The organism is Veillonella sp. ZSJB6 (genome assembly GCF_051549505.1).
Lineage (GTDB): Bacteria > Bacillota > Negativicutes > Veillonellales > Veillonellaceae > Veillonella.
The window spans coordinates 31,361-51,119 of the sequence record NZ_JBPUGE010000001.1 but is presented as its reverse complement, the minus strand read 5'-3'; the positions used below and the strand labels follow the sequence as shown (position 1 = coordinate 51,119).

17 protein-coding genes are annotated in these 19,759 nt (G+C 40.2%); all 17 read right to left on the bottom strand.

What is annotated here, in order from left to right; all coding sequences use genetic code 11:
- Positions 1–16 precede the first annotated feature (16 nt).
- The 17 genes from mmdB to lon all read right to left on the bottom strand — a co-directional run bounded on the left by mmdB (position 17) and on the right by lon (position 19,713).
- Positions 17–1,138: a methylmalonyl-CoA decarboxylase subunit beta gene (gene mmdB / locus ACSV5T_RS00220; RefSeq protein ID WP_005386017.1), complete on the bottom strand. Its 1,122-nt coding sequence runs from the start codon at positions 1,136–1,138 to the stop codon at positions 17–19.
- A 70-nt stretch (positions 1,139–1,208) separates the two neighbouring features.
- Positions 1,209–1,592, bottom strand: coding sequence for a methylmalonyl-CoA decarboxylase subunit gamma (gene mmdC, locus ACSV5T_RS00215; protein ID WP_105089440.1), 384 nt, complete (start codon positions 1,590–1,592; stop codon positions 1,209–1,211).
- A 101-nt stretch (positions 1,593–1,693) separates the two neighbouring features.
- Entirely contained in the window at positions 1,694–1,861 is a 168-nt protein-coding gene (gene mmdE, locus ACSV5T_RS00210; protein ID WP_004696483.1) for a methylmalonyl-CoA decarboxylase subunit epsilon, read from the bottom strand.
- Between the two features lie 23 nt (positions 1,862–1,884).
- Positions 1,885–2,229: a methylmalonyl-CoA decarboxylase subunit delta gene (gene mmdD, locus ACSV5T_RS00205; RefSeq protein ID WP_039969070.1), complete on the bottom strand. Its 345-nt coding sequence runs from the start codon at positions 2,227–2,229 to the stop codon at positions 1,885–1,887.
- A gap of 73 nt (positions 2,230–2,302) precedes the next feature.
- Entirely contained in the window at positions 2,303–3,832 is a 1,530-nt protein-coding gene (mmdA, locus tag ACSV5T_RS00200) for a methylmalonyl-CoA decarboxylase subunit alpha (protein WP_005386013.1), read from the bottom strand.
- 151 nt (positions 3,833–3,983) lie between these two features.
- The gene (mce, locus tag ACSV5T_RS00195) at positions 3,984–4,406 is read right to left on the bottom strand and encodes a methylmalonyl-CoA epimerase (RefSeq protein WP_005386012.1); all 423 of its coding nucleotides are present in this window, start codon (positions 4,404–4,406) and stop codon (positions 3,984–3,986) included.
- A gap of 51 nt (positions 4,407–4,457) precedes the next feature.
- Positions 4,458–5,396, bottom strand: a complete 939-nt coding sequence (meaB, locus tag ACSV5T_RS00190) for a methylmalonyl Co-A mutase-associated GTPase MeaB (RefSeq protein WP_005386009.1) — start codon at positions 5,394–5,396, stop codon at positions 4,458–4,460.
- Positions 5,397–5,474: 78 nt separating this feature from the next.
- Positions 5,475–5,870, bottom strand: coding sequence for a cobalamin B12-binding domain-containing protein (locus ACSV5T_RS00185; protein ID WP_005386008.1), 396 nt, complete (start codon positions 5,868–5,870; stop codon positions 5,475–5,477).
- A gap of 28 nt (positions 5,871–5,898) precedes the next feature.
- Positions 5,899–7,545 carry an acyl-CoA mutase large subunit family protein gene (locus ACSV5T_RS00180; protein WP_005386006.1) on the bottom strand — a complete coding sequence of 549 codons (1,647 nt, stop codon included), beginning with the start codon at positions 7,543–7,545 and terminating at the stop codon, positions 5,899–5,901.
- Between the two features lie 28 nt (positions 7,546–7,573).
- Positions 7,574–9,079: an acetyl-CoA hydrolase/transferase family protein gene (locus tag ACSV5T_RS00175; protein ID WP_039969068.1), complete on the bottom strand. Its 1,506-nt coding sequence runs from the start codon at positions 9,077–9,079 to the stop codon at positions 7,574–7,576.
- Positions 9,080–9,598: 519 nt separating this feature from the next.
- The gene (locus ACSV5T_RS00170; RefSeq protein WP_438319938.1) at positions 9,599–10,837 is read right to left on the bottom strand and encodes an O-antigen ligase family protein; all 1,239 of its coding nucleotides are present in this window, start codon (positions 10,835–10,837) and stop codon (positions 9,599–9,601) included.
- 9 nt (positions 10,838–10,846) lie between these two features.
- Positions 10,847–12,154 carry a bifunctional folylpolyglutamate synthase/dihydrofolate synthase gene (locus tag ACSV5T_RS00165; protein WP_438319937.1) on the bottom strand — a complete coding sequence of 436 codons (1,308 nt, stop codon included), beginning with the start codon at positions 12,152–12,154 and terminating at the stop codon, positions 10,847–10,849.
- A gap of 12 nt (positions 12,155–12,166) precedes the next feature.
- Positions 12,167–14,824, bottom strand: coding sequence for a valine--tRNA ligase (locus ACSV5T_RS00160; protein ID WP_438319936.1), 2,658 nt, complete (start codon positions 14,822–14,824; stop codon positions 12,167–12,169).
- A gap of 21 nt (positions 14,825–14,845) precedes the next feature.
- Positions 14,846–15,736, bottom strand: coding sequence for a twin-arginine translocase subunit TatC (gene tatC, locus ACSV5T_RS00155; protein WP_438319935.1), 891 nt, complete (start codon positions 15,734–15,736; stop codon positions 14,846–14,848).
- Between the two features lies 1 nt (position 15,737).
- Entirely contained in the window at positions 15,738–16,709 is a 972-nt protein-coding gene (locus tag ACSV5T_RS00150) for a polyprenyl synthetase family protein (RefSeq protein ID WP_438319934.1), read from the bottom strand.
- Positions 16,706–17,404 carry a ribosome biogenesis GTP-binding protein YihA/YsxC gene (gene yihA / locus ACSV5T_RS00145; RefSeq protein WP_105089446.1) on the bottom strand — a complete coding sequence of 233 codons (699 nt, stop codon included), beginning with the start codon at positions 17,402–17,404 and terminating at the stop codon, positions 16,706–16,708. Before yihA ends, ACSV5T_RS00150 begins: the two co-directional genes overlap by 4 nt.
- Positions 17,404–19,713 (bottom strand): endopeptidase La, encoded by a 2,310-nt coding sequence (gene lon, locus ACSV5T_RS00140; RefSeq protein ID WP_005385995.1) that lies wholly within the window; start codon positions 19,711–19,713, stop codon positions 17,404–17,406. The genes yihA and lon overlap by 1 nt, the downstream gene beginning before the upstream one ends.
- Positions 19,714–19,759: the final 46 nt, after the last annotated feature.

Genomic DNA, 19,759 nt, shown 5'->3' with positions numbered 1-19,759 from the left:
AATAATTATTAAATTACTAGTGGCTGGACAACATAGCAAGCATTGTACCTGCTGCTACTGCTGTACCGATAACGCCAGCTACGTTTGGACCCATAGCATGCATGAGCAAGAAGTTAGCTGGGTTAGCTTTCGCACCTACAACTTGAGATACGCGAGCCGCCATTGGAACCGCGGATACACCAGCAGAACCAATAAGTGGATTTGTTTTACCACCATCTACTAAGCTCATCAATTTACCGAATAATACGCCACCAGCAGTGCCACCGATGAATGCAACCAAACCTAAGCAAATGATAAGGAGTGTTTGCACGCTTAAGAAGTGTTCCGCACTCATTGTTAAACCAGTACCAGTTGCTAAGAAGATAGTAACAGTATTGATCAAAGCATTTTGAGATGTATCGGACAAACGATCAGTTACTCCAGATTCACGGAACAAGTTACCTAACATCAACATACCTAAAAGGGATGTAATGGAAGGAAGCAATAAGGAAATGAAGATCGTAGAAATAATTGGGAATACGATTTTTTCAAAACGTGTAACTTCACGCAATTGTTCCATAACAATTTCGCGTTCTTTTTGCGTAGTGAATAATTTCATTACAGGTGGTTGAATCAACGGTACCAAGGACATATAGGAATATGCGGCAACCGCGATAGCACCTAATAAATGAGGAGCTAGCTTAGTAGCTAAGTAAATGGATGTAGGGCCGTCAGCACCACCGATGATACCGATAGCAGCTGCTTCTTGAGCTGTGAAGCCAAGCATCATTGCGCCACCTAAAGCAACGAATACGCCGATTTGAGCAGCAGCACCTAAAAGCAATGTTTTAGGATTAGCAATGAGTGGACCAAAGTCAGTCATTGCACCTACACCAAGGAAAATTAAAGGTGGGAAGATTTCTTGGGAGATACCTGCGCTAATAAGTGCCATAACGCCTTCTTCGAAACCATTACGAGGAATATTAGCAAGTACACAACCAAACGCAATCGGACCCAACAATAAAGGTTCAAACTCTTTAGCAAATGCCAAGTACAATAGGATCAAACCTACAAGAATCATAATAGCATTGCCTGTTGTAAATGCGAGGAACCCGCTATCTGTAATAACGGATTGAATCGCAACAGCAAAAGCCTCCATATGCGTTCCCCTTTCACAAATATAAAATTGTTATATGACGCGGCTCAGCCGCGCCACACACAACTTGGTATTAACCAAGAACAACCATGTCGTCGCCAGTGGATACAGTTTGGTTAGCTGCTACGCGAACTTCAGAAACTACAGCATCATGAGGAGCTGCGATTTCGTTTTGCATTTTCATAGCTTCAAGGATCAACAAAGTTTCGCCTTTTTTAACTGCTTGACCAGCGGATACTGCTACAGATAAGATTTTACCAGGCATTGGAGCTTTTACAGTTTCAGCACCTGCTGGAACTGGAGCTGCTGCTGCAGCTGGAGCTGGAGCTGGTGCAGGAGCTGCTTTAGGAGCTGCTGCTGGAGCTGCTTTAGGAGCTGCTGCAGGAGCTGCACCTTTTACTTCATTAACTTCTACATCATATGCTGTGCCGTTTACTGTAATGTTGAATTTTTTCATTTTAAATTCCTCCAAAATGTGTAGTGTCTACACAATACTTATAAATTTTCTTTACACATATAAATTGGATAATCTATTAGATTATCTAACTGCCAATAATCTTATCGATTACCGCGCAAACGTCCTTCCATTTTCCAATTATAGCTTACGATTGGACGGATATGCGCGATTTGATCAGCGGAATAACCCATTGCCGCTAATGCACCAACGATTACTGCTACTACATCTTGAGATGGAGCTTTACCGTTAGTTGTTGTAGCATTGCTCATTACAAATGCCTCCTAAAATATTATTAACCTCTACCGCTTAAACGACCTTCCAAGCGCCATTTAGCACTGGTTGCTGTAGGTCGAATAGATGCAATTTGTTCAGATGAATACCCCATCGCCACAATGGCACCTACGATAGCTGCTACTACTTCACCTTCATTTTGAGCAGATGCATTTGGTGCAGCCACCGGTGTAGCTGCGGGAGCCGCAACAGGTGCACTTGGTGGTACGTCTTTTTTCTTCTTAGTAGGGTCAATCAAATGAACGATTGACATCAAAATACCTAAAAGAATCAACACAACAAATACAACTGTCATATTAATGGCCATGATTAACCAAGGATTGGTAGTAACTGCTTGTCCTTCCATAATCATTCCCCTTTCTAAAAAAGTAGTAAAGAAAGGTATCTCCCAAATTCGATGATCTTGTTATCGAATCGAATTATAATGGAATATTACCATGTTTCTTTGGAGCACGGTTTTCGCGTTTGCTTGCAAGCATAGCCAAAGCGTTGATAACTGCTGGACGAGTTTGTTTTGGTTCGATTACAACATCTACGAAGCCACGTTCTGCAGCTTTATATGGAGTTGCGAACTCTTCTACGTATTTAGCTGTTTTAGCGTCTTTGTCTTCATCTTTTTTGAAGATAATGTTAGCTGCACCAGCAGGACCCATTACAGCGATTTCGGATGTAGGCCAAGCGTATACTTGGTCAGCGCCCAAATCTTGGGAACACATAGCGAGGTAAGAACCGCCGTATGCTTTACGAGTGATAACAGTAATTTTTGGTACTGTAGCTTCAGAGTAAGCATACAACATTTTAGCACCATGACGAATGATACCGCCCCATTCTTGATTTGTGCCAGGCAAGAAACCAGGAACGTCAACGAAGTTAACGATTGGAATATTGAAAGCATCACAGAAACGGATGAAACGGGAAGATTTGTCGGATGCATTGATGTCCAAGCAACCAGCCATTACTTTTGGTTGGTTAGCAATGATACCAACGGATTGACCGTCAAAACGTGCGAAACAAGTGATAATGTTTGTAGCATAGAATGGTTGTACTTCATAGTATTCGCCATTATCTACAGTAGCTGCGATAACATCTTTCATGTCGTATGGCATGTTACTGTTATCAGGCAACAAGCTGTTCAAGCCTTCGTCTTCGCGAGTTGGATCATCGCCAGTGTCTACTAATGGAGCATCTTCCATGTTATTGGATGGCAAGAAGCCTAATAAGTAGCGAATTTGAGCGATGCAATCATCTTCGTCTTCAGCTGCAAAGTGAGCAACACCAGATACGGAGTTGTGAGCCATTGCACCACCAAGGTCTTCAGCTGTTACTTCTTCACCAGTTACAGATTTGATAACTGCAGGACCAGTGATGAACATTTGAGATGTGTGTTTAACCATGTAGATGAAGTCAGTCAATGCTGGAGAATATACAGCACCGCCTGCGCATGGACCCATGATTACGGAAATTTGTGGAATAACGCCAGATGCATTTGTATTTTCAAAGAAAATTTTACCGTAACCAGCAAGAGCATCTACAGCTTCTTGAATACGAGCACCGCCGGAATCATTGATACCAATGATAGGAGCACCCATTTTCATTGCTAAACGTTGTACTTTAACGATTTTAGCAGCATGCATTTCACCAAGGGAACCACCTTCTACAGTGAAATCTTGTGCGAATGCATATACTAAACGACCGTCAATAGTACCATAACCAGTTACTACACCTTCGCCTGGTAATTCTTTCTTGTCTTGACCGAAGTTAACACAACGATGTTTAACAAATTGATCAAGTTCAACGAAAGAGTTATCATCGAACAATTTAGCCAAACGTTCACGAGCAGTCATTTTGCCTTGAGCATGTTGTTTCTCAACGCGTTTTTCACCGCCACCAGCTTTAACTTTAGCTAGTTTTTCGTGCAATAACTCGATTTTTTCTTGCACTGTTGCCATTATAGCACCTCCAAATAAAACTTGTTACAGTATCATTTTATTTCATTAATAATTAAAGTTCAAGCATGCATACATATTTAATATATAACTCATGATTATATGAATATGTATATCTATTACTCATACATAATGATGTGAATTGGATACTGTATTATTTCATACGTTGACATAATTCAAGCAATACGCCGCCTGTTGCTTTTGGATGTAAGAAAGCAATGGAGGAACCGCCTGCACCGTAACGAGGTTTTTCGTCAATCATACGAACGCCTTTAGCCATCAAATCAGCAATAGCATTTTCAATATTATCAACGCGCAATGCAACGTGTTGGATACCATCACGACCGCCATTTTTTTCGATGAATTTACCAATAGGGCCATCTGGAGTTGTAGTTTCTAAGAATTCAAGTTCAGCATCGCCACATGGGAAGAAGGATACTTTTACTTTTTGTTCTTCAACCACTTCATCTTCAGGAAGATGTTCAATACCCAATGCATTTTTATAGAATTCTTTAGTTGCTGCTAAATCATTAACACCAATACCGATGTGATCCACTTGTAATACTTTAAAAGCCATTTCGATTATCTCCTTTATAAGGCTAAATCTCTAATGCTATGTAGTCGCCGTCTACTTTAGCACGCTTGTCATTACGCCGTTAACAACTGTGTATGGATCGCTTTCGCGTTCATTAACAGCTGCCACTTGGCTATTAAATTCGTCGCTTGTAACGATTTTGTCAGCTACATAACGACCAATTTGTTCATTAATCATTGCGATGATTTCATCACGAGTACGTTCTGCCCGACGAGATTCCAATTCACCAGAATCTTCAAGATACTCAAAATGTTCATCTAAAGCGTCGATGAGTTCATCTACGCCTTGGTCTTTACTAGCAATTGTGCGCTTAATCGGTGGGCGCCATTTTACTTCACGAGAGTCTAGGTCAAGCATCATTTCAATTTCTACATTCAAACGATCACAACCATCTCGGTCAGCTTTATTGATAGCAAATACATCGCCAATTTCAAGAATACCTGCCTTGATAGCTTGGATATCATCACCGAGACCAGGAACAAGTACAACCAATGTAGTATCTGCATTTTTTACGATATCTACTTCAGATTGACCTACACCTACTGTTTCAATGATTACTAAATCCATGCCAAAGGCATCCATGAGTTTTACAACGTCTGCAGTCTTTTTGGACAAACCACCAAGACTACCACGCGTGCCCATGCTTCGAATAAATACATTTTCATTTAATGTCAAATCATTCATTCGAATACGGTCCCCCAAGATAGCACCACCAGAGAATGGGCTAGTTGGGTCGATGGCAACGATGCCGATTTTCTTACCTTGATCTAGATAATGTTTAACAACTTTATCTGTCAACGTACTTTTACCAGCACCAGGGGCCCCAGTAATACCGAGAATACGTGCATTCCCTGTTTTAGGGTAAATAGCCTTCATAATATCAATGGCATTATCATACTCGTTTTCTACAGCTGTTATGGACCGTGCTAAGGCTAGTCGAGAACCTTCGAAAAGTTCTTTAACTAAATCCACTCGCCTCACCACCTATCTTAGAATATGGGAATAGAGGGGAGCCAACTATTCAGTTGTGCTCCTCTCTTGCCCAATTAATTATTTAACGTTTTCGTTGATGAATTTAACGATATCGCCAGTTGGTGTACCAGGTGTGAATACTTCTGCTACGCCAGCTTTTTTCAAGCCAGGGATATCAGCGTCAGGAATAACGCCACCACCGATTACAAGTACATCGCCCATGCCTTTTTCTTTCAAAAGTTCAACAATTTTAGGGAACAATGTGTTATGAGCACCAGAAAGAAGGGATAATGCAACTACATTAACGTCTTCAGAAAGAGCTGCTTCAACGATTTGTTCTGGAGTTTGACGAAGACCTGTGTAGATTACTTCGAAACCAGCATCGCGAAGTGCGCGTGCTACTACTTTTGCACCACGGTCATGACCATCAAGACCTGGTTTTGCTACGATTACTCTAATACGTTTTTCTGCCATGATTAATTACCTCCGAAATTAGCCGATATTATAATGTGGAATGAGCTTCGTATTCACCGAATACTTCGCGCAATACATTACAAATTTCACCCAAAGTAGCATATGTTTTAACTGCATCAAGAATTAATGGCATCAAGTTAACGTTTTCATCAGCTGCACCAGCTTTAAGAGCTGCTAATGCTTTATCAACTGCTGCTTGATCGCGGTTAGCGCGAACTGCTTGAGTTTTCTTGGATTGGTTAACACCAACGGAAGCGTCTACGCGAAGTAAGTCTTTTGGAGCTTCTTCTTCAACTTGGAATTTGTTTACGCCAACGATTGTGCGCAAGCCAGATTCAACTTCCATTTGCCATTTGTAAGCGGATTCTTGAATTTCTTTTTGGATGTAGCCTTTTTCGATTGCTACTACAGCGCCGCCCATTTCATCAATTTTCTTAATGTATGCCATAGCTTCGTCATAGATAGCGTTAGTCATAGCTTCTACATAGTAGGAACCACCCAATGGGTCTACTACGTCAGCCAAACCAGATTCGTAAGCCACGATTTGTTGTGTACGAAGAGCTACTTGTACAGATGCTTCTGTAGGAAGAGCCAAAGCTTCGTCACGGGAGTTTGTATGTAAGGATTGAGTACCGCCCATTACAGCAGCTGCAGTTTGAAGAGCAACACGAACGATGTTGTTATCAACTTGTTGTGCAGTCAACATGGAACCAGCTGTTTGAGTATGTACACGAAGCATCATGGATTTTGGTTTTTTAGCACCAAAACGTTCTTTCATGATTGTTGCCCATAGACGGCGGGATGCACGGAATTTAGCAACTTCTTCAAGTACGTTGTTATGAGCATTCCAGAAGAAGGAAAGACGACCAGCAAATGTATCAACATCAAGACCAGCTTTCAAAGCTGCTTCTACGTATGCGATACCATCAGCAATTGTGAATGCGATTTCTTGTGCTGCTGTGGAACCTGCTTCACGGATATGGTAACCGGAGATGGAGATTGTGTTCCATTTTGGAACGTTTTGAGAACAATATTCGAAGATATTAGTGATCAAACGCATGGATGGTTTTGGTGGGAAAATGTATGTACCACGAGCTGCGTATTCTTTCAAAATATCATTTTGAATTGTACCTTTCAATTCTGTGGAAGGTACGCCTTGTTTTTCAGCTACTGCGATGTACATTGCCAACAAAACGGATGCTGGAGCGTTGATTGTCATGGATGTGGATACTTTACCAAGATCGATGCCGTCGAACAAGATTTCCATATCTGCCAAGGAGTCAATCGCTACACCTACTTTACCAACTTCGCCTTCTGCAACTGCATCGTCGGAGTCATAACCGATTTGTGTAGGTAAGTCGAATGCACAGGAAAGACCAGTTGCACCAGACTCGATTAAGTAGCGGTAACGTTTGTTAGATTCTTCTGCTGTAGCGAAGCCTGCATACATACGCATTGTCCAGAAACGACCACGGTACATAGTAGGTTGTACGCCACGAGTGTAAGGGAATTCGCCAGGCATACCCAAATCACGTTCATAGTCAAAACCTTCGATATCAACTGGTGTGTATACACGGTTGTATTTTAAATTTTGACGTTCTGGAGTTTTTGCACTTTTTTCGTCACAAAGTTTGTTGTACTCAGCAATTTGGGCTTTTAAGTTTTCGTAAGCCATGTTTTCATCATCCTCCTAAAAAAACAGGTTATTTTTTCATGCTTCCAGTTTCTGTGAAGCGTTTATGCCAAGAAAGAGCTTCATCAAGCAACATAGGTGTATGGGCATTCTTTGTTGCAGCTAATGCTTTTTCTAGGTATTCAGTTAACATAGGTTTGTAGTCTGGGTGAGCACATTTTTCAATGATTAAACGAGCTCTTTCCACTGGGCTCAAACCACGGCAGTCAGCAACACCTTGTTCTGTACAGAAAATCATAGTGTCATGTTCTGGATGATCCACATGAGATACATATGGAACGATAGAACTGATGTCGCCATTTTTAGCAACGGAGTTAGTGCAGAAAATAGTGAGATATGCACTACGTGCAAAGTCACCAGAACCACCAACACCATTCATCATTTTGCTACCCATAATATGAGTAGAGTTTACATTGCCAAAAATATCAAATTCGATAGCGGTATTCATGGCAATGACACCAATACGGCGAGCAATACCAGGGTTGTTGGAAATTTCTTGCGGACGAAGAATGATTTTTTTACGATATTCATCAATATTCGCATAGAAACGTTTCAACCCATCTGGAGAAGGACTTAATGCAGTACCGGAACATACAGTTACTTTACCAGCATCGATCAAGTCGAACATACCATCTTGGATTACTTCTGTATAGATGGACAAATCTGTGAATGGGCCTTTAGCAAGACCACTGATTACCGCATTTGCTACGGAACCTACACCAGATTGTAATGGAAGCAAGTTTTTAGGCAAACGACCTTCTGCAATTTCTTGTTCGAAGAATTTGATAAGGTGTTGACTCATTGCTTTTGCATCATCATCGATAGGTGCCAAAGGTCTTGTTGTATCAGGAACATCACAAGGTACAACTGCAACAATTTTACTTGGGTCACAAGGAATTGCTTCAGTACCAATACGATCACCAGGTGTTTCCAATGGAATTGGTTTACGATGTGGTGGATCGAGTGGTTCATAGATATCATGCATACCTACCAAGGAAAGTGGTTGGGATACGTTTACTTCTACGATAACTTTTTTAGCTTGGCTAACAAATGTTGGAGAGTTACCAACAGATGTTGTAGGTACTAAAGAGCCATCTTCGTTGATTTGACAAACTTCTACGATAGCTACGTCTAAATCGCCAAAGAAACCATAGCGAACATTTTGTGCCATTGTGCTTAAATGCATATCGATGTATTTAACAGCACCGCTATTTAAGGCTTTACGTGTATCCCCATTTGTTTGATATGGGAAACGACGATTGATACCGTTAGCACGAGTTAACGCGCCATCAGCTTCATCACCTACGGAAGCACCTGTCCACAAATCAATTTTGAATGGTTCTTTTTCCATTCTTTCTGCCAATGCCAATGGCACTGCTTTTGCATAACCAGATGGAGTAAAGCCGGAAATACCAACTTTATCGTTAGGGTTAATCAAAAGAGCTGCATCATAAGCAGTGACAATTTTACCTTGGAGGGCCGCACATTTAACGCGGTCTTTGATGTCTATCACCATTACCATCTCCTTTAAGAGTAACATTGTATAAACGACAGTTTGATCTCTTGGTCGTTCCTTAAACCGACTTCATCGTAGTCCACATCCAATGCATTGTCAACTTATATGACTAAAATGTATTTTTTATCACACTTTGATTAGCATTATGATTAAAATGCATAGATTTTCACATTTCCACATAAGTTTTATTCACATCGTTATAACTCACAGGAATCATCGATATATGGCATATATTGATGTTTTTCAATTAAATCGAACTCTCTCTATACAATATATAGACCCTTTTCAATATAAAACAACATCTCATATACAAGAACTAGACCTTACACCTCCCTATAAAGATACAATGATATACAAAAAACCGGCTTTCAAATGCTAACGATAATGTTCAATTATGTCTAACATTAGAAAACCGGTTATACTACCTAATACATACCTACCCAAGGTATGTATTAATTATACCATATTATGAAATTATATATCTACCATAAAACATGCTAATTATACAAGATATTACAATTATGCAGATTTATCAGCAGATAACTGAACTTTTACAAAAGCCCCTACCCAACCAAACAATTGCCAAAATACGATGGTTACTTGATGACTATATAGCTCAAAATCGGATAAGCCACTAAATAAAACACCTATAGCTAACGCACCTACACCAACTTGTGCAGCTTGGCGGAATATATCCCCTTTAAGTCTTATAGATGTTATAACATGACCAATAATAACTGCTAGGAATGATATCAATCCTGGGATGCCTGATTCAGCTAATATATTAAGATACAAATTATGAGCATGATACATCAAGATGTGAGGACCTTGAATATAATAGTTATAATCTGGATATACTAAGTAAAATGTATTCCACCCAATACCAAAGATTGGGTTTTCACGTACGATATACATAGTACTATCCCACAAAGCCCATCGAAGATCAGCTGACGTATCATGACCTTGGAATATGGACCATAGTCTAGAGGCGATTTCACCATCATAAAAGTACAAGATAATTGGCACTACTAATAGGGATAAGAATAATCTTCTATCTACAAAGATAGCCCAATAGAGGATCATGGCCGCAAAGCTAATCCAAATGCCTCTAGAATAGGTTAATAGCATCGTTAAGAATAATATAATACCTATAACGAGCATCGTAACCACTTCACGAGTACGATTTTCTTTCATATATACCAAGATATAGCTGATACATACGCTGAGTACCATCAATAGATAGGCTCCCAACAAATTAGGGTTTTGTAATGTAGAAGACATGCGTCGCATCAATTTTGGAAACTGTGCTGCATCTACCCACTCTTTTATATGAATATTAGGAACGAATACATATTGATAAGCACCTATGATACACACGAGTACAGCAGTACCTAATAGAGCACGAAGAAAATAATTCCACTGTTTAGGTGTTTGAATGTATGTGCGAACTAGATAGTACATGCCTCCACTGGCCACGATTTGATAAAACCAACTTTGAATTGACCAATCCCAATTTTCTGATACTAGTGCAGATATGCCAGTCCATACCACAAATATCATAACAGACCAGGATAAATAGCCCGTTGGTAAGCTCAGTGATTTACTAGATATCAAATCATATAAAGCAAGCCCTATCGCTAGCCACAAAAGTACATCCCCCACCATAGGTTGTAATGGCATAGCAACTACAACACCATAAATTAATCGTTCAATATAGAACGTAATTCTCTTCTGATTAGGAATAAGTGAGAGTTCCATATGCTCACCTTAGTGACTCATCTCATGGTTAAACCACTGACGAGCATCTCCTAAAATATATAAAGAACCACAAACAGCGATAATATCACCATTCTTTGTATGTTTATAGGCTAAAGCCAATGCATCTTCAACAGAATCAGCCGTTTGAGCTACAGCTTTTGGAACAATGTGACGTATTTTTTCAACTAAAACCTCTGGCACTTCTGTTCTATCTGTAGGTGCAGGTACTACAAGTACCGTATCCCCTTCCTTAACGACTTCACGAATAATAGCATCTTGATTTTTATCTTTAAGAATTGCCATCACAATCGTTTTTGGGGCGTCCTTAAATAGCTCACCATAGGTCATACTGAAGGATTCTGCGCCAGCCGCATTATGAGCGCCGTCAAAGATAAAGGTGCGATCTAAACCGCGTTTAACTTCAAAACGCCCTGCCCACGTAGTACGAGCAAAGCCTTCGCGCATCGTTTCTTCACTGATGCTCTTATCTTCTTTCATCAATAGACGTACAGCCATCAATGCACATGCGAGATTTACAGATTGATGAATACCGGCCATTGTCGTAAATAACATTGCAGGAGCGGCATCATTAGTGCTCACAGTAATCATTTGACCACCTGTTACAGCACTACGGCTATCGATACCAAAATCTTTATTGAAAGCATATACTTTAGCATGCTTCTCTTTAGCTGCCTCTTCAATAATACGAAGAGGCGCATCCTGTGCTGCTGTTACAACAGGGACTTTGGATTTAATAATCCCTGCCTTATGACGTGCAATTTCCTCAACAGTATCACCACAGTAGGCTTGATGATCGATTGTCACATTTGTAATAACAGATACTTTTGGAGTCACGATATTTGTGGAATCTAGAAGTCCACCTAAGCCAACTTCTACCACTGCATAGTCTACAGCTTGATCTTTGAAAAACAAAAAGGCTGCAGCCGTCAAAATTTCAAATTGTGTTGGCGCTTCTATGCCGTTACTAATGATAGTATCAACTGCCACTTTTACACGGCTAATTAGATTACCGAAGGCTTCCTCTGTAATATTTCCATCATTAATTTGAATTCGCTCCGTATAGGATTGAAGGTGAGGCGATGTAAATCGCCCCACCCGTAATCCACTTGTAAACAGTGCGTAGGAAATATATGAGGTAACCGAGCCCTTACCATTCGTCCCTGTAACATGAACAATTTTATAGTCCTCCTGTGGATTCCCTAAGGCTTCCATAAGGGCTGTAATTCGTTCAAGGCCAGGCTTAATACCGAATGAAGATGCCTGTTCTAAATAGGCTAAGGCCTCTTGATATGTCATATAAACCTCCTATTATAAGGTTTCAAGGAACGCTTCACGTTCCAATAACGCTTGTTGTTTTTGTTTATATTCTTCTAACTTTTCTTTTTCTTTTGCTACTACAGCTTCTGGAGCTTTTGCTAGGAAGCCTTGGTTAGACAACTTGCCTTCCAAACGAGAAATTTCTTTTTCCATTTGGATTTTTTCCTTTGCAATACGCTCTCTTTCTTTTTCGCCATCGATTAAGTCTTTAAGCAAGAGATATACTTCCATACCATTTACAACTGTTACAGTCGCATTTTCTGGTTTTGGATCATCGGCACCAAGAATAGTTACCTTCTCAGCCCAAGCTAATGTTACAAAGTAATCGCTATGATCTGCTACAGTTTGAGCCAATGCTTCATCTGTTGGCGCCACAATAACCTCAGCTTTTTTACCTAAAGGCACATTCATTTCAGCACGCATGTTACGAATACCTTTGATGGCATCCATCATAACTTCCATTTGACGTGCTGCACCTTCAAGATTATCAAACTTCAATGCTTCTGGCCATTTAGTGACAACGATGCTATCCCCTTCATGAGGCAAGTGTTGCCAAATATGTTCTGTTACGAACGGCATGAATGGATGTAATAATTCAAGCATGTGACGCAAGATTGTTACGAGTAAGTATTGAACTGTACGACGATCACGTTTATTACCATCGTTATATAAACGAGGTTTAGCTAACTCAATATACCAGTCACAGTATGTATTCCAAATGAAGTCATATACGGAGCTTGCCGCTTCACCAAGTTCGAATTTATCTAGGTTAGAAGTTACACTTTGTACTGTTTCATTGTATTTTTGAACAATCCATTGGTCTGCTAATGTCAAATCATCTGCTGTTGGAACGAAGCTTTCATCATAATTTGTAAGATTCATCAATACAAATTTGGATGCATTCCAAATCTTATTAGCAAAGTTGCGATTTGCTTCAACGCGTTCCATATAGAAGCGCATATCGTTACCAGGTGTATTGCCAGTTACGAGAGTAAAGCGCAATGCATCAGCACCATATTGGTCGATAACTTCAAGAGGGTTAATACCATTACCCAAGGATTTACTCATTTTACGACCTTGGCTATCGCGCACAAGACCATGAATAAATACATGTTTAAATGGAATTTCATGTTCAAACTCAAGAGCCATGAAAATCATACGAGCAACCCAGAAGAAGATGATATCGTAACCAGTTACAAGAACACTTGTTGGATACCATTGTTTAAGTTCTGGTGTTTGTTCAGGCCACCCCATAGTAGCAAATGGCCATAAACCAGAGCTAAACCATGTATCAAGAACGTCTGGATCTTGTGTAACATGACCGTGGCAATGAGGACATTCAGTAATATCTTCACGGCTTACGATTGTTTCACCGCAGTCATCACAGTACCATGCAGGAATGCGATGGCCCCACCACAATTGACGGGAAATGGTCCAGTCGCGGATGTTTTCAAGCCAGTTTACATAAGTTTTTGTAAAACGTTCAGGAACAAACTCTACTTCGTGGTCTTTAACAACCTTAAGAGCTGGCTCTGCTAATGGTTTCATATCTACGAACCATTGTTTAGATACCATTGGCTCGATAATTGTATTACAACGAGAGCAATGACCTACTGCATGGTCATGATCATCGATTTTTTCAAGTAAACCTAATTCTTTGAGTTCTGCTACTACTTGTTTACGAGCTTCTTCACGAGTCATGCCATTGAACTTGCCCGCACCTTCATTCATTGTGGCATCATTGTTCATAACAACGATGGATTCCAAATTATGACGTTGGCCCATTTCAAAGTCATTAGGGTCATGAGCAGGTGTGATTTTTACACAGCCTGTACCGAAGCTAGCATCTACATAGTCATCGGCAATAACAGGAATTTCGCGATTAACAAATGGTAAAATCAATGTTTTACCAATGAGATCTTTATAGCGATCATCATCAGGATTTACTGCTACGGCTACGTCACCAAACATTGTTTCTGGACGAGTTGTAGCAACAATTACAAAGCGATTTTCTTCACCTTTTACAGGATATTTAATATGCCATAAGTGGCCATGTTCATCTTCATGTTCAACTTCAACATCAGATAAAGCAGTGGCACAACGAGGGCACCAGTTAATAATGCGTTCACCGCGATAGATTAATCCTTTTTCATAAAGGCTTACAAATACTTCGCGCACTGCATGATAGTATCCTTCATCCAATGTAAAACGTTCGCGAGACCAGTCACAAGATGCGCCTAGGCTACGGATTTGTTTTACGATAGTATCACCGTATTCTTTTTTCCATTCCCATACGCGCTCTACAAATTTTTCACGACCTAAATCATAGCGAGATTTGCCTTCTTCTTTAGCGAGCATCTCTTCTACCTTGATTTGTGTAGCAATACCAGCATGGTCAGTACCAGGCATCCACAATACATTATAGCCTTGCATGCGTTTAAAACGGATAAGAATATCTTGCAATGTATTATCTAAAGCATGGCCCATGTGCAACATACCAGTTACATTAGGAGGCGGCAATACGATACTAAATGGTTCTTTATTTGTGTCTACTTCTTCGTGAAAGTACCCTTGGTTTTCCCAATAAGAATACCATTTCCCTTCTATTTCACCGGGGTTATAAGTGGTTAAATTTTCGTAGGTTTTCATCGTTCCTCCTAAATAAACTCCTTAGCGCTTCATAATCTTAGCCAATACAAATAGGCTCGTTTCATATAGCAATATCATAGGCAATGCAATCATCGTTTGAGAGAACATATCCGGTGTTGGTGAAATGACAGCACCTATGATAAAGGATATAAGAATAAATATCTTTCGCTTCGTTTTTAAAAAACGCGATGTAATTAAGTTGAAATATCCCAAGATGATTAAAATCAACGGCAACTCAAAGATAAATCCAAAGGGTAGTACAAAGGATAATACAAAGTCCATGTACTGACCAATGGAAAATAGCGGTTGTAATTCGTCTGTAGCAAAGCCCATAAAGAACTTTACGGCTGCTGGTAGCACGAGAAAATAAGAAAACACAATACCGATGCCAAATAAACATATAGCAACCGGTAAGATCCAGTTAGATAGCTGTTTTTCTCGCACCGTAAGGGCAGGCTTAACAAATAGCCAAATCTGATGCAATATAATAGGCGCCGCTATGATAAGACCACCTACTATAGACACCTTCATATAGGTAAAGAAGGCTTCCGTTGGTTTCATATAATAGAGCTTACCAGCTGGTTTTAGGAGTATTTCCAATAAAAAGTCTACATAATAATAAGAAATACAAGTTCCTATAACAACTGCAATAGCCATTATAATCAGACGCTTTCGCAATTCAGATAGATGCCCCACAAGGGATAGTTCCCGAGCTTCGTCCATCATTTTCTGTTCCATTTCAGTATAAATGGGTTCATCCTCCGGTTCCTCAGGAACTTGTAAATTTGCCACCTTATACCGTTCTTGCTCAGCCTTTAGTTCAGCTTCGCGACGCTTTTGACGAACTACACTATCAAAAGAAGGTTTTTGTATGGGATATTCGAAGTCCGGTTTTGGTTCGAATGGTTCCATATTATACCTTTCTATCAGCTAAATTTTCTACTGCCATCACAAGGAATTCCTTCCCTGGGAAATCACGTACAGCATTGAGTGCTGCCAAAGCATCTTTGCAATATTGATCAGCTACAGCTAATGTATTATCAATACCACCTTGACTGATAACATAATCGATAATCGCCTGCTCATCACCACCATGATTCAAAGCCTTAATGTCTGCGAGCAATGTATCTTTATTATCATCATTGACGATGCTCAACAACGGATAGGTCAATAAACCTTCGCGCAGATCATTCCCCACAGGTTTACCAGTCGTCTCTGTTGTTTCACGATAGTCCATAATATCGTCAGTAATTTGGAATGCCATGCCCAACGCATGACCATATTTTTTCAACTCAACGATTTCGGATTCGCTCCAGCCCCCCAAGAGGCCCCCCAATTCCATACAGCCTTCCATAAAGTCTGCTGTTTTCTTTTGGGTCTTGGTCATATAACGCTCAATACCTTGATCAATGCGATATACATCTTCCATTTGCATGAACTCGCCTTCTACAAGGCAAGTAATAATATGGGAGAAAACCTGCAAATACTTCATATTAGGCATTTCGGACACGATTTGGAATGCTTTAGCAAATAAGTAGTCCCCACTAAGGATAGCTACCTTATTGCCTTTGTGCATGTGAATCGTTTCTTCACCACGACGAATCTCAGCTTGATCTAATACATCATCGTGAATCAGTGTGGCTAAATGAAGCATTTCTACAGCTTCAGCAATTCTAATACGCTGACGTTCTACAGATGTACCTGCATTAGCAATCAATAAACATAATTGCGCGCGCAAGCGCTTGCCACCTGCAGCAGATAATGGTCGAATCAGTGCATTAAAGTCTTCTGCACCTGTATTAAAAGATGATGCAAGAGACTCTTCCACACCCTCTAAATCTAGAGCGATGCGTTCCATAATCTCTAATTCATTGGTTTGACTCATGCTTCATCTCCTACTAGAACTTTATTGATCCGTTGTTGTAAAAGCTCACGACCTGTATGCTTCAAAGAGCTATACAGAATTGGCGGCGTTGCAGTTGGATACATTTCCTTAATAATCGCTAAATTAGCAGACTTTTCTTTAGCTGTTAATTTATCGACCTTAGTCACTACAATTTGTAATGGTACACCAGCTTCAACGAGCCAATCATAAGCTACCTTATCGATAGGCATCTCAGGATGACGACCATCAATTAGTAAGCATAACAACATCAATCGTTCAGAATGTAAAATATAATCGGCAATAAAGGAAGACCACAAATTGCGGTTTCCTTTATTTGTCTTTGCAAATCCATAACCAGGAAGATCAACGAGGAACCAATGATAACGGCGCTCCTCTGTTTCAGAAATATCCTCTTTTGACTCCACATCAAAATAGTTTATCGTCTTTGTCTTACCTGGTTGACCACTAACGAGGGCTAACCCACGATAATTACACAACGAGTTAATCAACGAAGATTTGCCCACATTAGAGCGTCCGATGAAAGCAATTTCCACAGTATCCCCTTCAGGATATTGATCCGCCTTCACACAGGAAGTATTATATTTTGCTGCTATAATACGAGGCCCCTTCGGTTCTTTTCGTGTATATTGTGGTTTTGGGCCCATTTGTTTAGTGGATTTTTTCTTTTTTTGCATTACACAAGTGCCTTTGCTAATACTTCATCCATTGTCTTAACTGGCGTAATAATGAGACCTTCTTTTACAATGTCAGGCAATTCTGCAATATCCTTTTCATTGCCTTTAGGAATCAATACTTCTTTAATGCCATTAGACAAGGCTGCCAATAACTTTTCTTTTAAACCGCCGATTGGTAATACACGGCCACGCAATGTAATTTCACCAGTCATGGCAATATCAGAACGAACCTTGCGGTTTGTTAAGATAGATACCATAGCCAATGTCATTGTAATACCTGCAGAAGGGCCATCCTTAGGTGTTGCACCTTCAGGCAAGTGAACGTGAATATCGAGTTTCTTATAGAAATCGTCTTCGATTTTTAAGGCTTTTGCATTGTGGCGAATATAGCTCATGGCAGCTTGACCAGACTCTTGCATAACCTTACCTAAGCTACCAGTTAATGCAAGTTTACCTGTACCATTCATAGTGGTTGCTTCACATGGCAATACAACGCCACCTACAGAAGTCCACGCTAAACCATTTACATAGCCAATTTGCGGTTTCTTTTCACGCTCTTGGTCAACAAAAATTGGAGCGCCCAAGAATTCGTGAAGATTTTTTGTCGTTACTTTCGGTGCATCTCCACCTTCTTCAACGACTTTATAAGCAATTTTACGACAAATCTTAGCAATTGTTTTTTCCAAGGTACGAACACCCGCTTCACGAGTATATTCGGAAACTACCTTTTTCAACACTGCATCAGATAATTTAACCTTATAATCTTCAAGGCCATTTTTCTTGATTTGTTTAGGTACTAAATAGCGCTTAGCAATCTCTAATTTCTCTTGTTCCATATAGCTAGATAATTCGATGATTTCCATACGATCTAACAATGGACCAGGAATATTGGATGCAACGTTAGCCGTTGTAATCCAGAATACTTCAGAGAAATCGAATGGTACTTCGATAAAGTGATCGCTGAAAGTACTATTTTGTTCTGGATCCAATACCTCTAACAATGCAGAGGATGGATCACCTTTATAGTCAGATGCTAATTTATCAATTTCATCCAACAAGAATACAGGGTTCTTAGTGCCTACATTCTTGAGGCCTTGAATCATACGACCAGGCAATGCGCCAATATAGGTACGACGATGGCCGCGAATTTCAGCTTCATCGCGAACACCACCTAAGGATGCACGGATGAACTTGCGGTTCATCGCTTTAGCTATAGACGTAGCCAAGGATGTTTTACCAACCCCTGGTGGGCCTACTAAGCAAAGAATAGATCCGCTATTCTTACCAGTTAACTTACGAACAGCCAAGAATTCAAGGATGCGTTTCTTAACCTTTTCAAGGCCATAATGATCCGCCTCAAGCATAGCATGAGCTTCCTTGATATCCAAGCGATCCTCAGTCAATTCATTCCACGGTAATGCCAATACCCAATCTAGGTAATTGCGCAAAATAGTTGCTTCTGGCATCAATTGTGGCATGCGGCTATAACGAGAAATTTCTTTATCGATACGCTCATGTACATCTTCGCTAAGGTTAAGTGCTTTTAATTTAACACGTAACTCTTCAGCTTCTTCCTCTGGATCCCCTTTGTCACCCAATTCATCGTGGATAACACGGATTTTTTCGCGCAAGAAATATTCTTTTTGCGCTTTTTCCATAGATTGACGTACTTGATTATTAATGGAGTTTTCCAAATCAGAGATTTGTAACTCCATATTCAAAATGCCTACAATCATATTTAAACGACGAGCTACAGATAACTCTTCAAGTAACTCTTGGCGTTTAGTGTTATTAATAGGCAATAAGAACGCAACTTGATCAGCCAATTCACATGGGTCGCGTAACTCCATTACGCGTGTAACACCTTCATCTGTAACAGATTTAGCCTCTTCAGCCCATTCGCCAAACTTAGACTGAACCAAACGACGATACGCTTCTAGCTCAACATCGTCTTCAAATTCGGAGGCTACCCGTTCGTAGTCCCCTACATAGTACGGATCCATACTTGTAATATTCATTACGCGAATACGTGTAATGCCCTCTACAAGAACACGTACAATACCACCTGGTAAGCGTAACATTTGCTTAATTTTTACTAATGTACCCATTTGGGCTAAGTCATGAACAGTTGGCGCATCAACAGCATCATCCTTTTGGCTGACAACTGCTAAAATGCGATCCTCGTTCATTGCGGCTTCTACCGCTTTAATGGATTTGTCTCGACCGATATCGAGGTGAATCACGATATTCGGATATACAACCATGCCTCTAAGAGGTACAGTTGGAATCCCAACTTCGAGTAAATTCATACTTCCTCCAGGTATTTATATTATGAAAAGAAACTCATTCCTACAC

Bases quoted from the DNA above. Each gene is read 5' to 3' on its own strand.
- mmdA (WP_005386013.1), bottom strand. From the start codon at position 3,832: ATGGCAACAGTGCAAGAAAAAATCGAGTTATTGCACGAAAAACTAGCT.
- mmdD (WP_039969070.1), bottom strand. From the start codon at position 2,229: ATGGAAGGACAAGCAGTTACTACCAATCCTTGGTTAATCATGGCCATT.
- mmdB (WP_005386017.1), bottom strand. From the start codon at position 1,138: ATGGAGGCTTTTGCTGTTGCGATTCAATCCGTTATTACAGATAGCGGG.
- mce (WP_005386012.1), bottom strand. From the start codon at position 4,406: ATGGCTTTTAAAGTATTACAAGTGGATCACATCGGTATTGGTGTTAAT.
- lon (WP_005385995.1), bottom strand. From the start codon at position 19,713: ATGAATTTACTCGAAGTTGGGATTCCAACTGTACCTCTTAGAGGCATG.
- ACSV5T_RS00165 (WP_438319937.1), bottom strand. From the start codon at position 12,154: ATGACATATCAAGAGGCCTTAGCCTATTTAGAACAGGCATCTTCATTC.
- mmdE (WP_004696483.1), bottom strand. From the start codon at position 1,861: ATGAGCAATGCTACAACAACTAACGGTAAAGCTCCATCTCAAGATGTA.
- ACSV5T_RS00160 (WP_438319936.1), bottom strand. From the start codon at position 14,824: ATGAAAACCTACGAAAATTTAACCACTTATAACCCCGGTGAAATAGAA.
- ACSV5T_RS00175 (WP_039969068.1), bottom strand. From the start codon at position 9,079: ATGGTGATAGACATCAAAGACCGCGTTAAATGTGCGGCCCTCCAAGGT.
- tatC (WP_438319935.1), bottom strand. From the start codon at position 15,736: ATGGAACCATTCGAACCAAAACCGGACTTCGAATATCCCATACAAAAA.
- mmdC (WP_105089440.1), bottom strand. From the start codon at position 1,592: ATGAAAAAATTCAACATTACAGTAAACGGCACAGCATATGATGTAGAA.
- ACSV5T_RS00180 (WP_005386006.1), bottom strand. From the start codon at position 7,545: ATGGCTTACGAAAACTTAAAAGCCCAAATTGCTGAGTACAACAAACTT.
- yihA (WP_105089446.1), bottom strand. From the start codon at position 17,404: ATGCAAAAAAAGAAAAAATCCACTAAACAAATGGGCCCAAAACCACAA.
- ACSV5T_RS00185 (WP_005386008.1), bottom strand. From the start codon at position 5,870: ATGGCAGAAAAACGTATTAGAGTAATCGTAGCAAAACCAGGTCTTGAT.
- ACSV5T_RS00150 (WP_438319934.1), bottom strand. From the start codon at position 16,709: ATGAGTCAAACCAATGAATTAGAGATTATGGAACGCATCGCTCTAGAT.
- ACSV5T_RS00170 (WP_438319938.1), bottom strand. From the start codon at position 10,837: ATGGAACTCTCACTTATTCCTAATCAGAAGAGAATTACGTTCTATATT.